At 67.3% G+C, this 13,696-nt stretch carries 9 protein-coding genes; 4 read left to right on the top strand and 5 right to left on the bottom strand.

The window, feature by feature from the left end; all coding sequences use genetic code 11:
* Positions 1-30: 30 nt before the first annotated feature.
* Positions 31-1,296, bottom strand: coding sequence for a Gfo/Idh/MocA family protein (locus R5W23_RS03675; protein ID WP_320685164.1), 1,266 nt, complete (start codon positions 1,294-1,296; stop codon positions 31-33).
* Positions 1,297-1,845: 549 nt separating this feature from the next.
* Positions 1,846-3,351 carry a hypothetical protein gene (locus R5W23_RS03670; protein WP_320685163.1) on the bottom strand — a complete coding sequence of 502 codons (1,506 nt, stop codon included), beginning with the start codon at positions 3,349-3,351 and terminating at the stop codon, positions 1,846-1,848.
* A gap of 354 nt (positions 3,352-3,705) precedes the next feature.
* Between R5W23_RS03670 and R5W23_RS03665 the strand changes: the two genes are divergently transcribed.
* Positions 3,706-3,927, top strand: a complete 222-nt coding sequence (locus tag R5W23_RS03665; protein WP_261186608.1) for a DUF3185 domain-containing protein — start codon at positions 3,706-3,708, stop codon at positions 3,925-3,927.
* 443 nt (positions 3,928-4,370) lie between these two features.
* Here R5W23_RS03665 and R5W23_RS03660 read toward each other — a convergent pair whose 3' ends face one another.
* From R5W23_RS03660 to R5W23_RS03650, 3 genes are all read right to left on the bottom strand, one after another.
* Entirely contained in the window at positions 4,371-5,870 is a 1,500-nt protein-coding gene (locus tag R5W23_RS03660) for a DUF1501 domain-containing protein (protein WP_320685162.1), read from the bottom strand.
* 282 nt (positions 5,871-6,152) lie between these two features.
* Entirely contained in the window at positions 6,153-9,401 is a 3,249-nt protein-coding gene (locus tag R5W23_RS03655) for a DUF1553 domain-containing protein (protein WP_320685161.1), read from the bottom strand.
* A gap of 31 nt (positions 9,402-9,432) precedes the next feature.
* Positions 9,433-10,140 carry a GntR family transcriptional regulator gene (locus R5W23_RS03650; RefSeq protein ID WP_320685160.1) on the bottom strand — a complete coding sequence of 236 codons (708 nt, stop codon included), beginning with the start codon at positions 10,138-10,140 and terminating at the stop codon, positions 9,433-9,435.
* A 166-nt stretch (positions 10,141-10,306) separates the two neighbouring features.
* Here R5W23_RS03650 and R5W23_RS03645 point away from each other — a divergent pair, with 166 nt between their 5' ends.
* From R5W23_RS03645 to R5W23_RS03635, 3 genes are all read left to right on the top strand, one after another.
* Positions 10,307-11,923, top strand: coding sequence for an NAD(P)/FAD-dependent oxidoreductase (locus tag R5W23_RS03645; RefSeq protein ID WP_320685159.1), 1,617 nt, complete (start codon positions 10,307-10,309; stop codon positions 11,921-11,923).
* Positions 11,924-12,039: 116 nt separating this feature from the next.
* A complete protein-coding gene (locus tag R5W23_RS03640) occupies positions 12,040-12,993 on the top strand; it encodes a DUF1559 domain-containing protein (RefSeq protein WP_320685158.1) in 954 nt (317 codons plus the stop codon).
* Between the two features lie 51 nt (positions 12,994-13,044).
* A complete protein-coding gene (locus R5W23_RS03635) occupies positions 13,045-13,482 on the top strand; it encodes a DUF4198 domain-containing protein (RefSeq protein ID WP_261186614.1) in 438 nt (145 codons plus the stop codon).
* The last annotated feature ends 214 nt before the right edge of the window (positions 13,483-13,696 follow it).

The following is a 13,696-nucleotide window of genomic DNA, read 5'->3' as shown; positions in this document are numbered from 1 at the left end:
AGGAAGCGACACCGCAGGTAGGTTCATCTATTAGGCGAGCTTGTACACGCCCGGCATCGGCACCGCCGGAGTCGCGATGTCGCCCCACACATACTCCTTCGGCGCGAGGTTCTGCTTGGAGGCAAGCAGCTCCTCCCAGGTGATCCGCTTGCCGGTGTACGCGGCCTCCCGCGCCAGGATCGCCAGCAGCGTGCTGTGGGCGGCGTTCTCGCCGTCGTTGATGTACTTACCCGAGCGGATGCCCGCGAACAGTTCGTCGTGCTCCACCTGGTACATGCTCTTCGCGGCGGGGTCCTCGAAGGTCTGGGCCTGGCCCCCGAACGGCTGCACCGACCACTTCATCAACTGCGCGGCGCCCTTGGTGCCGACGACGTGGTCGTTCACGTCCCACGCGGTCCCGTCCATCTGGCGGCAGAACGAGTGGACCTTCAGCCCGCCGGCGAACTCCAGGGTGGTGGCGAAGTGGTCGTAGATGTGGCCGAACTTCGGGTCGCGGCGCTGCTGCCGCCCGCCCACCCCGACCGCCGCCACCGGCGCCTTGCCGTGGAGCACCCAGTTCACCTTGTCGAAGTTGTGGCAGTGCTGCTCGACGATGAAGTCGCCCGACAGCCAAGTGTAGTAGTACCAGTTGCGCATCTGGTACTCCATCGGGCTCCACTTCGGGTCGTTGCCGCGGTGCCACAGCGAGCCGGCGAGGTACGTGATGTGGATCGACGACACGTCGCCGATGACCCCGTCGTGGACCCGCTTCACCGTCTCGCGCATCGGCTGGTAGTACCGCCAGCAGTACCCGGAGCACAGGCTCAGGTTCTTCTGCTTCGCGAGCCGGGCGGTCTCGATCACCGACTTGGCCCCGGTCACGTCCACCGCCACCGGCTTCTCACAGAACACGTGCTTGCCGGCCTCGATCGCGGCCCGCAGGTGCAGCGGCCGGAACCCGGGGGGGGTGCAGAGCAGCACCACGTCTACACAATCGATCAGCTTCTTGTACCCGTCGAACCCGTCGAACTTCCGGTCGGGGGTGATGTCGATCTTCTTGGAAATGTCCGAGATCTTTTGCAGGTTGCCGAGGCTCTTCTCCAGCCGGTCCGGGAACGCGTCGCACATGGCGACGAGCTTCACGTTGGGGTCGGCGCGGAGGGCCTCTTTCGCCGCCCCGGTGCCCCGCTCGCCGCACCCGACGAGCCCGATCCTGAGCGTGTCGTTACCAGCCGCGAACGCCCCCGGCAGCAGGGACGCGGTCGCCGCGGTTGCGGCGGTCGCCTGGAGGAAGGTGCGACGGGTCGTATCGGACATTTGCAGCCTCGTGACGGGGTCGTGTGGGGCAGGAGTGTTATTGTGCGCGCGGGTGGGCGGAAATGCCACCAGAAATGACCCGGGGTGTCCCGGTTGCTTGAGACAGCGTTTTAAGTGGCCCTCCAGTAGGGATTGCCAGACCCGAAACCCCGCCCGATGGAAGCACGAGCGCAGTTGCGTGGTCGAAGGTAACGTTCCCGTTTTCCAGATATTTCGGGTCGCGCCGGTGCGCATAGCGGACAACACGATTCGCTTGCAGAACGCCCATGGAACGAGTTGACCGGCGTTGGCCGGCTTCCCTTCAAGCTGGCGGCAGAATGAGCCCCACTCGGGGTGGTATTGCGACCGCCAAGGCGAGGACGGCGCGCACCAACACGCGATGGCGGAGCTCAGAAGGTTTTGACAGGATCAACAGGATAAACAGGATTTAGAATTGATCGGCCTTCATCTGGTGAATCCTGCCCATCCTGTCAACATCGTCTCCATAAACACAACGCCCGTGCGGGCCGAAACGAAGCCGCGGCCAGCCGTCCATTCCGACACCGGTTTTCACTGTTCTTTCGCAGGCAACCCGCGCGTGTCCGGGTTCCAGAGGCGGTACCCGATGCCCAGCCCCGGCGCGGCGCCGCGCCGGAACTCCTCTGGACATTCGGCCTTCGTCGGCGCATCCGGCCAGAAGCAGTACACGGCCGCACGGTCCGCGAACAGGCGATAACTGAGCGGCGTCCCGTCGAACGGGTTCAGCGGGGCGGCCGGGAGAAACGTGGGCACAAGATCGGTGAGGGCGCCGGGCCAGCGCCCGTTTTTCAGGCGGAAGCGTTCGCACGCGATACCCGTGGCCGCGCACAGCAAGTTCGCGCGGGCCTGTAACGCGGCCCCGGCGACTTCAGAGAGGCTTGGCGGCGCGCTGACGTAGCGTTGTGGATCGGTCCGGGTGGACCTCGCGTATGGTGGTACGACCAGCCACGTAATGAGATGCCGGAACTCGTCCGGCAGCCCCACCGGTGGCGGCACCGCGCTCAACGCGGCGAGCTGTTCGTGCGGCGGTCGCTTCGCCGCCTCGTAGTACGCGGTGAGGATCCCGAGTGCCTTGGCGTGGTCCCCGGGCAGAAGTGCGCGGTACGCCCGGAATGCGGCCACATGTTCCGGGCCGACCTCGGCAATGTTGGCGCCCTTGATCCAGTCCCAGTGCTCGGGCGGGATCGTCCCGTCCGCGAGGCCACGGAACAGCGCATCCACCATACCCCGATAGGCGCGCAACCCAATTCGGAGGTACGGAACGTCCGCCGCCACGAGGAGCTCGGTTTGCAAATCCTCCAGCCCCTCGTTCGGTTCGCCCCAGGCGAGCACTTGCATGGCCGTTTGGGCGGCGGTCGTCACGCACCACACGCGGAAGAGTTGGGCTCCGAGGGACGGCTCGTCACCGATGGCCCGCGCGACGGCGAGCGCGGCGCGTGCGGACGAGATCCCGCGGTTCGGGTCCTTTTCGAGAGCGGACAGGTAGGCGTCGTACCGGAGCAGTGACGCGACCGTCCAGCATTGATTGGTGTGCCGAAGGATCGTGCCGAGCGGATCGGGGTGAAGGGCCACGGAGAACCGGCCGCCCCGGGCGCCGCACAGGCCACGCGCCTGTGCTCGCACACGGGATGTCGACGCGGCGTGACTGCGCGCGGACGCGATGGCATCTTGTGGCGGCAGGCGGTTGTCGCTGATCTGTTCCCACGGTGTCGCCTCCTTGGAGGCGAGCCACTTCTTCCACTCGTCCGGCACCGCGTCGGCGATTTCGAGAACCTGCGGGGCCGTGTTCTCGTCTTGTGGCGGTGCGGCTTTCACCCACTCATCCAAAATCGCGTCGAGCCGCCATCCGGGATCGGTGGCGTCGAGCCGGTCGGTCACAACGGCCAACTGCCGCTGTCCGAGCCGACCCGTTTGCCATCGGCCGAGCAAGAGAACGAAGACGATTGCGGCAAAGAGGCCCAAGCTCCAGAACGTGATTTTCCGCACGCGGCGAAATCGGGAGCGCGGCAGGGCGAAATCGTCGTCCGGATCGATCACGGCGGTGCTCGCATTCGGGTGATAGCGTCGGGAGCCGCCGCGCTCCACAACCAACAGCCGCGCGCACCCGAAGGGAATTGACGGCGACGAGTGGATTTTCTTCGCGTTGAACGGGCCGCTACGACTTCCTCCTTGCTCACGGAGAAGACGCCGGATGGGTGGCTCGATTTCACGGCTCACGAGTGGAGCATTCTGTCCGCCTGATGCGGATGCCGGGGTGCCACACGACTCGATCGACGAGAGCGACTGGACCGAGTAGCGTCCGGCGCGTTGGCACCGAGTTTGCTTTCACATCGTTCAGTTCAGGGCCACTGGTTCCGGTGGCCCAACATCACCCCAACACGGAAGAACGCCATGCGCGCATTCGGCATCCTGCTCATCGTTGTCGGCATTCTCGCTCTGGCCGTGCCGAGCTTCACGTTCTTCACCACCGAGCGTGCGGTCGATACCAGCTTCCTGACCATCGACACCAAGAAGCCGCACACGATCATCCTGAACCCGATCGTTGGCGTGGTGGCCGCCGTCGCCGGCATCGCCCTGGTGTTTGCTGGAAGCCGCAAGACCGGAGCCGTCTGATTCATGGCCTTCCCGGTAAGGCGGTCCGTTTCGTGACGAACTGCGACCATTAGGGGCGGAATACCGAACCCGGTTTCTTGTGGTCCCACCTCGTTAGAACAGCGGCACTCGCGGCCGGCTCAGGTATGAGCAATCTCTCCCCGGCGGGGCATTGAACAAGTGCCCCGCTGCTTGCACGTTATCCCACATCATTTTGCAGATCCCACGAATCCCAGCACCACCAATCTCGCTCTCAAGGCCGAGCGCCTTCATCACGGCGCCATGAATGCCTCGTCCCGTCGTATCCCCACGCAGAACCGCTTCCCCCTTACTTGGTCGGCCTTCAACGATGTGAAATTGTCTGCACCTTAGTAGGTGACCGCGGTCGCGCTGCGTTCGGACACCGATCGGCCCCGACGGTCGCGTGACCGGGTTGGTGCCCAGATCACTCGGCGCGGTGCCGGTTACGCGATCAGTTCCTTGATGACGTGCGCCTTCTCCACACCGATGAGCTTCTGATCCAGCCCTTGGAAACGGTAGCTGAACTTGTCGCAGTCGAGGCCCAACAGGCGCAAAATCGTCGCGTGCAGGTCGCGCACGTGGACCGGGTCCTTGACGATGTTGTAGCTGAAGTCGTCCGTCTCCCCGTAGATGGTGCCGCCCTTCGTCCCACCGCCGGCCATCCACATTGTGAAGCACCGCGGGTGGTGGTCCCGGCCGTAGTTCGTCTTCCCTTCCTTGTCCTTGGTGATCCCGCCCTGGCTGTAGATGGTGCGGCCGAACTCGCCGCCCCAGATGATGAGCGTGTTGTCGAACAGCCCCAGCCGCTTGAGGTCCTGAACGAGCCCCCAGCACGGCTGGTCCACGTCCGCGCACTGGTCCTTCATCCGCCCGGCCAGGTTGCCGTGGTGGTCCCAGTTGTTGTGGTACACCTGCACGAACCGCACCCCGCGCTCCACCAGCCGCCGCGCGGTGAGCGCGGTGTGGGCGAAGCTGCCCTGCTTCTTCACCTCGGGGCCGTACAGCCCCAGCACCTTCTCCGACTCCTTCGACAGGTCGGCCAGTTCCGGCACGCTGGACTGCATCCGGTACGCCATCTCGTACTGCGCGATGCGGGTCTTCGTCTCCGGGTCGTTGAGCAGCCCGTGGTTCAGTTCGTTGAGCTTGCTCAGGCCGTCGAGGGTGGTCCGCCGCACGTCCGCGGTGACGCCCGGCGGGTTGTTGATGAACAGGATCGGGTCGTTGGCGGCGCGGAAGCTCACCGCCGCGTGCTCGCCCGGCAGGTACCCGGACTGCCACAGCCGGGCCGAGATCGCCTGCACCTGGTCCTGGTTGGTGGGCTTGGCCACCATGACCACGAACGTGGGGAGGTTCTGGTTGAGCGAGCCGAGGCCGTAGCTGGCCCACGCGCCGAGGCACGGCCGGCCCGTCACCATGTTGCCCGTCTGCATGTGGGTGATGGCGGGCTCGTGGTTGATCGCCTCCGTGTGCATCGAGCGGACGAACACGAGGTCGTCGGCCATCTTCGCGGTGTACGGGAGCAGTTCGTCGTTCATCCACATCCCGCACTGGCCCTTTTGCTTGAACCGGTAGCGGCTGGGCGCGATGGGGAAGCGGGCCTGCCCGCTGGTCATGGTGGTGAGCCGCTGGCCCTTGCGGATGCTCTCGGGCAGGTCCTTGTCGTAGTACTCCTGCATCTTGGGCTTGTAGTCGTAGAGGTCCATCTGCGACGGGCCGCCGACCATGTGGAAGTAGATGACGTTCTTGCACTTGGTCGGGAAGTGCGTGTGCGGCAGCGCCGCGCCCGCCCCCGTGTCGGTGTCCGCGCCCTTGCGCGGCGTCGGGGCGACTTCGGCGGCGCCGGCGAGGCTGGCGAGCGCCATCGAGCCGACCGACAGCCCGGCGGACGCGAAGAAGTGCCGGCGGGTGAGGTCGAGGGCGTGCGGGTGATCGAAGAGGTTCATTGCGATCTCGTCGGTTGGTGTTCGGGTTCACGCAACGGCGCCCGGAATCCGGCACCGCACTACGAGCAAGTTGTTTTGTGTTCCGGCAGGGCCGCACAGGGCTCCCGCCCTGTGCTACGCCCGCCGGCCCCTCCGGGGCGGAAAACAAGGGAAAAGGCGAAAGTGTAAAGGCAACAGATCTGCATCCTTTTTGCCTTTTGACTTTGCTCTTTTGCCTTGGTCTTTAGCACCCCGGAGGGGTCGCCGGACGTAGCACAGGGCGGAAGCCCTGTGCCGCCCGCATCACTTGTTCAGCACTTCGTCCAGGTTCATGAGTTGGTTCGCGAGCATCGTCCACGCGGCCAACTCGCTGGGGTCGAGGGCCGCGTTCGGCTTTGACTCGCCGAACGCGATCAGCTTCTTCGCGTCCTCGGGCTTCGCCTTGTAGTGCGCGCGCAGGTTCTTCAGCGTGTCCGTTACGATCGCCAGCTCCTCGGCCCGGAACGGCCGCGCCAGGAGCCGCCGCGCGACGAAGTCGATGCGGGCGTCGTCCGCCGGGGCCGCGGCGAGCGCCTTCTCCGCAAACACCCGGGCGGCCTCGACGAACTGCACGTCGTTGAGCGTCAGCAGCGCGGCGAGCGGGGTGTTCGTGCGGTCGCGGCGCACCGTGCAGGTCTCGCGGTTGGGGGCGTTGAGCACCTCCATCGCGGCCGGCGGCGCGGCCCGCTTCCAGAACGTGTACATGCTCCGGCGGTACAGGCTCTCGCCGGCGTCGCGGCGGTAGTCGCGGGTGTTGGAGCCGATCATCGCCACCGCCTCCCACACCCCGTCCGGCTGGTACGGCTTCACCGACGCGCCGCCGATCTTCCGCACCAAGAGCCCGCTCACCGCCAGCGCGTTGTCGCGGATCATCTCGGCGTCCATGCGGAACCGCGGCCCGCGCGACAGGAGCCGGTTGTCGCGGTCCTTGTCGAGCTTCTCCGGGGTCGTCACCGCGGCCTGACGGTAGGTGGCGCTGGTCACGAGCAGTTTGAAGAACCGCTTCACGTCCCAGTGCGACTGGAACTCCAGCGCCATCCAGTCGAGCAGCTCGGGGTGGCTGGGCAACTCGCCCGCGATACCAAAGTCGCCACTGGTGCGCACGAGGCCGGTGCCGTACAGCTCCTGCCAGAACCGGTTCACCGTCACGCGAGCGGTAAGCGGGTGCTCCTTCGACACCAGCCACTGTGCGAGGCCGAGCCGGTTGCGGGGCAAGTCCTTCGCCATCGCCGGCATCGATTTGGGCGTGTCGGCCTTCACCGGGTCCGCGCGCTTGTCGTAGTCGCCGCGGGTCAGGATGAACGCGGCGGGCTGGGTGTTCGGGCGCTCGTTCATCACGTGGGCGATGGTGCCGCGGGAGCGGATCGCCACCTCTTCGTCTTGCAGCTTCCGGTACGCGGCGGAGAGGGCGCGGTACTCCGCGTCCTGCGTCACCACCCACCAGGTGAACAGCTCCTCGGTCTCCTGCGGGGTCCGCTTGTCGACCGGCTTCGCGAGGATGTCCGCCGTGCGGCGCGAGCCCGCGAGCTGCTGGGCGTCGATGCCGGTGAACGGCCGGTCGTAGATGCGCAGGTCCTCCAGGGCGATGCCGGAGACGCGGGCGCCGCCGCTCCGCTGCCCGATCATGAACGGGACCGTCGTCCGGGTGGTGGACTTCAGCGTGTCGGTCTCCACGTCGTGCGGCTGCGGCTCGCCGTCGTAGTAGACCTTGATCCCGCCCGGCTTGCCGGTGCCGTCGTAGGCGACGGTGACGTGGGTCCACTTGTTGGGCTGGAGCGGCGCCTTCGCGACCACCTTCACCGCGTCCTGCGGGTACGTGTTGATGACGTGCATGGCGATCCGGTCGTTCTGGATCCACACGTCCCAGCCGCGGTAGCTGTTGGCCTCGTCCATCCGGGCCACGATCGCGCCGTTCTTCCCGCGGCCGTTGATCGACACCCACATCGACACCGCGAAGGGCTGCGAACGGTCGAAGTCGCCGACGTCCTTGAACTCGATCGCCTTGCCGGGCTGGATGGTGAAGGCGCTCTTCTTGTCCTTCCCGTTAGCCCAGGCGTACCCGGCATCGAACGGCACCGTCCGCGGCTTCTCGCCGACGGTGACCGCGATCTCCTTACCTTTACCCTCCTTCAGCGGGGCGTTGAACACGAGCCCCTGGGTCGGGGGCTTCCCCTCGAAGTCCGCGGCCTTGGCCGACCGGAGCCACTCGGCGAACGGGGCCTTCGCAGCCACCTTGCGCGCGTCCAGCTTGGCCCGCGCCGCCGCCAGTTCCTTCGCGAGCGCGTCGAACCGCGGGCGATCCTCCGACCGGGGCACCGGGATCACCGGCGGCGTGTTCGGGATGTTCCCGTCCATCACGGCCTGCGTGGTGTTGTTGAAGAACGCCGACAGCGAGTAGAAGTCCCGCATCGAGATCGGGTCGTACTTGTGGTCGTGGCACACCGCGCAACCGGTCGTCAGCCCCATCCAGACCTGCGACGTGGTTTCCGTGCGGTCGCGGGCGTACAGGACGACGTACTCCTCGGCGATCACGCCCCCCTCGTTGGTGGTGATGTTGCACCGATTGAACCCGGTCGCGACCTTCTGATCGAGGGTCGGGTTCGGGAGCAGGTCGCCCGCGAGCTGGTCGATGGTGAACTGGTCGAACTTCTGGTTCGCGTTCAGCGCGTTAATCACCCAGTCGCGGTACGCCCAGACCTCGCGGAAGTTGTCGAAGTGGATGCCGTGGGTGTCGGCGTAGCGGGCGTAGTCGAGCCAGTAGCGACCGCGGTGCTCGCCCCAGTGCGGCGACGCCATCAGCTTGTCAACGTACTTCTCGTAGTAGTTCGCGTCCGTGTCGCTCACGAACGCCTCGACGTCCGCCGGCACCGGCGGGAGCCCGGTGAGGTCGAACGCGAGCCGCCGGGCGAGGGTGCGCCGGTCGGCCTCCGGGGCCGGCTTCAGCCCGGCCGCTTCGAGCTTCGCCAGCACGAACGAGTCTACCGGCGTCCGCACCCAGCTCTTGTCCTTTACAGCCGGAAGGGCGGGCCGGGCGGGGGTGATGAACGACCAGTGCGGCTGGTACTCGGCCCCGGCCTCGATCCACTTCGCGAGCAGCTTCCGCTGCTCCGGCGAGAGCGTCTTGTTGCTCTTGAGCGGCGGCATGAGTTCCTTCTCGCCGTCCGCGTGAATGCGCTCGATGAGCGAACTCTTGTCCGGCTTGCCGGGGACGATCGCACCGGCCTCGATGGCCGCCTCGCGCAGGTCGAGCCGCAGCCCGGCCTTCCGCGACCCGCTGTCCGGGCCGTGGCAGGCGAAACACGTCTCGGCGAGGATCGGGCGGATGTCGCGGTTGTATTCGATGTTCCCCGGTTTCGCCGACGCCGGGGCCGCCGCGACCGGAACCGCCGCCGCGACGGCCGGTTGTAGTTTCGGCGGCTGCGGATCGGCACTCGCGGGGGGGAGCGGCGCGACGAGCGCCGCACAGAGCACGGCGCACGCGAGCGGCAGCAGGTAGGAGAGAGGTCGTGGCATTAGCGCTACCTCGTTCGGAGGGACGAACGCGTCAGGACGGATCAAGGTTGGTGCTGACCTGCAACCAGTATTTTACGCCGCTACGAATGTGCGCCGTCATCGCGCGGACGGCGGCCCGGGGGTCGCGCGCCCGCAGGGCGTCGGTGATCGCCAGGTGCTCCCCGGCCTCGACCCCGAGGCGGTGGAAGTCGCTGCGCGCCTCTTCCAGATCCCAGGTCACGTCGCGGAACGCTTGGTACAGGGTGCGCAGCCGGGCCAGTTCGGACTGCAAGAAGCTGTTCCCACAGGCGGCGCAGATGTAGTCGTGGAGGGTGTTGTCGAGGTCGCGGGCCACCGCCACCGCCTCCGGCCCAGGTGGGCGGGCCGCGAGGGCTCGGATGTCATCGGCGATGGCCGCCACGCGCACGGGATCGGCACGGCGTGCGGCGCCGCGGACGGCCTCGCACTCGAGCACCTTCCGCACCTGAAGCACCTCGCGCACGTCACGGGCGGTCACCTGCCGCACCACCGCCCCGCGGTTCGGGAGCAGGTTCACGATCCCGGACGTGCCCAACTCGATTAGAGCCTCGCGGATCGGGGTGTGGCTCACCCCGAATCGCTGGGCCAGTGCTTCGGTGACGAGCCGCTGCCCGGCCCGGTACTTGCCGTGAAAAATGTCGGTCAGGATGGCGCGAACCAGCGCCTGACGGCGCAAGCCGTGGTCAAAGGCCGGTTCGGAGGTCGTTGTCAGTTCCGGCATGGCAGGTCGGCGCCGGGTATAACGGGCTTACGAAGGCAGGAGTTCGACCGAGAGTGAATGCAGTTTACCCGGGGCATAACGACACGACAACCCGATTCTGTAGAATCCCTCTCGTATGGTTCCTGGGCGCGGTGCGGGGACCGGGGCCGGTGCGTACAATCCCCTCATGTCGATTCGCGTTTCCAACTTGCGCCTCCCGGTCGATGAACCGGAGGCCGAACTACCGGCCCACCTCGCCCGCACGCTCGGCATCGGCCCGAGCGAGCTGGGCCGGTGGCGCATCGTCCGCAAAGCCCTGGACTTGCGGGACAAGCGCCAGCTCCGGTTCGTCTACAACTTCGAGCTGGACCTGCCCGGGGACGAGCCCGCGGTCGTCGCCCGGGCGCGGGGCGGCGCGCAAGTCGAGTTGCACGAAGAGCCGCCGTTCGCGATGCCGGACCCGGGGCCGGCCCCCCTGCCCTACCGGCCCGTGGTGATCGGCTCCGGCCCGGGCGGGCTGGTGTGCGCGTACTTCCTCGCGCTCCACGGGTACCGGCCCATCGTGCTGGAGCGCGGCACGAAGGTCAACGACCGCATCCGCGACGTGAAAACGTTCGACGGCGGCGGCGCGTTCGAGCCCGAGAGCAACTACCTGTTCGGGGAGGGCGGCGCGGGCACGTTCTCCGACGGCAAGCTGACGTGCCGCAGCACCGGGCCGGACGTGATCCGGGTGCTGGAACTGTTCGCGGAATGCAAGGGGCAGCAGCCGGGCAAACCGAGCATCCTCTACTACCACCGCCCGCACCTGGGGAGCAACCGGCTCCCGGCGGTGGTGAAGGCGATCCGCCAGAAGATCGAGCACTTCGGCGGCGAGGTCCGGTTCCACACCCGGGCCGAGGACCTGGAGTTCGACGCGGCGGGGCTGAAGGGGGTCAGCACCTCGTCGGGGTTCATCCCGACGTCTGTAGCCGTGCTGGCGATCGGCCACAGCGCCCGGGACACGTACCGGATGCTGGCCCGCCGCGGCGTCCCCATGACGCCCAAGCCGTTCCAGTTCGGGGTGCGGATCGAGCACCGCCAGGAGGTGGTGAACGAGGTGCAGTTCGGCCCGCGGCACTCGAAGTACGAGGAGCTGCTGGGCAACGCAGACTACTCGCTGGTCGCGAGCGGCGGGCACGACCTGTTCACGTTCTGCATGTGCGCCGGCGGGCACATCATCCCGAGCGTCTCACAGGACGGGTACTTCTGTAGCAACGGGATGAGCCTCTCCAAGCGGGACTCGCCGTTCGCCAACAGCGGGCTCGTGGTGACCGTGCCCGTGGAGGCGTTCGAGGGCACGGACGTGCTCGCCGGGGTGCGGCTCCAGGAGAAGTACGAGGCGAAGGCGTTCGAGCTGGGGGGCGGGCGCGAGTACCGCGCGCCGGTGCAGCGGGCGCGGGACTTCGTGCGCGGCGTCGCCACGACCGCCCGACCGGAGTGCAGCTACCCCCGTGGGGTCACCCCCACGGACCTGCGGCAGGTGCTCCCGCCGCTCGTCGCCGAGGCGGTAAAAAACGGGCTGCCGCAAATGGACCGCCGCTGGCACGGTCGGTTCCTCGCCGACGCCGTTCTTGTGGGACCTGAAGCGCGGGGCAGCTCGCCGGTCCGCATCGACCGCGACAACGACTCGCGCGAGTCGCCGGGCGTGCCGGGGCTGTTTCCGGTGGGCGAAGGGGCTGGGTATGCGGGCGGAATTGTTAGCGCCGCAGTGGACGGACTGCGAACCGCGCGGGCGATTGTCGGGAAATACGCAACTCTAAAATGAGAAGTTTGTCCGAATCTGCAAAGTGGTCTTCACTTCGGGCCGCCGTTGTTGTCTACTAAGCACACGCGGCCCCCACATATCTGACCCTCTCTGGCCGCAGCCTTCGGGAGACGCGCGTGCGTCACGTCACACGTCGACGGGCCTTTACGCTCATTGAGTTACTCGTTGTCATCGCGATTATTGCGATCCTGATCGGTCTGCTGCTGCCCGCCGTACAAAAAGTACGCGAGGCGGCGGCACGAATGAAGTGCCAGAACAACCTGAAGCAGTTGGGACTCGCGTTCCACAACTACGCCCTCGTGAACAACGACAAGTTCCCGAACGCGTACCAGTTCGTCACCAGCCCCACCCCGAACGCGCACGCGTGGGGCGTGTACCTGCTCCCGTACATCGAGCAGGACAACCTGTTCAAGCAGTACAACTTGAACACCATCTTCGCCACCGGCGCCAACGCCACCGTCGTCGCCACCCCGCTCAAGACCTTCCAGTGCCCGTCCGCGCCGGGCGAGAACCGGGTCTACACGTGCGTGCCGGCGCTCGCGTCCGCTTACGGGCTGCCGACGTTCCAGGCGGCGGTCAGCGATTACCACGTCATCACCGGCGTGATGGGGTCGTTGTGGAGCGTCGTCGCGGACCCGAACACCGGGGGCGACCGCAGTGGGGTTCTGTCGGCCAACGCCCAGACCTCCATTCTGGGCATCACCGACGGCACGTCCAACACGCTGCTACTCGGCGAGATCGTTGGGAAGAACGACAAGTGGGTGCGCGGGCAGAAGACCTCGACCGCGACCGAACAGGGCGGCGGTTGGGGCGACCCGTTCAGCGGGGAAAACTGGCTGAGCGGGTCGGATTCGACCGGCGCCACCTCCCCGGGTTCCTGCGTCGTGGGATGCACCAACAGCCAGCCCGCCGGGTCCACCGGCCGCGGGCTTTACAGCTTCCACTCGGGCGGCGTGAACGTGCTGCTGTGCGACGGTAGCGTCCGGTTCCTGACCTCCAGTGCGTCCGCGAAAACCGTTGTCTACTTGGTGACGAAGTCCAACGGCGAAGTGCTCCCGAGTGACTTCTAAGCGCCGCACGCACAGCGTCCCGTATCTACTGCCTCTGTTGGAGTGACTTCGGTGCCCATTCGGTCGTTTCCGCGCCGGCCCGCAATCATCGCGGTCGCCGCTCTGCTCATCGCGTCCTGCGGCGGGCCGTCGCGCAAGCCCACCTACCCGACACAAGGGAAGCTGCTCATCAACGGGCAGCCGGCCGCGGGTGTGACCGTGTTCCTGCACTCGCTCGATGCGACGGAAACGGAGCCGACGCGCCCGTTCGCGACCACCAAACCGGACGGCACGTTCAGCCTCACCACGACCGCCGCGGACGACGGCGCCCCGGCTGGTGAATACGTGGTCACGCTCCTTTACGAACCCCTCGAGTCGCCGCTGATGCGGGCGAACAAGGGCAAACCGCCGACCTTCGACAAGAAGTACAGCGACCCGAAGGCCTCGCCGCTTCGGGTAACAATCCAAGCCAAGCCCTCAAACGAGCTACCCCCGCTCGAGGTGAAGTGAGCGGCTGAACCGTAACCCGCCCGACGACGCCCACGTCCCTTCCTGGCGGCCCGGCGCCGGGGGGGGGGGGGGGGGGGGGGGGGGGGGGGGGGGGGGGGGGGGGGGGGGGGGGGGGGGGGGGGGGGGGGGGGGGGGGGGCGGCCCCCCCCCCCCCCCCCCCCCCCCCCCCCCCCCCCCCCCCCCCCCCCCCCCCCCCCCCCCCCGCGGCCGCGCG

The sequence above is a fragment of the Gemmata algarum genome (assembly GCF_034097035.1).
GTDB classification, from domain to species: Bacteria; Planctomycetota; Planctomycetia; order Gemmatales; family Gemmataceae; genus Gemmata; species Gemmata algarum.
Note: the sequence above shows the minus strand (reverse complement) of the source record. Positions and strands in the feature narration are given on the sequence as shown.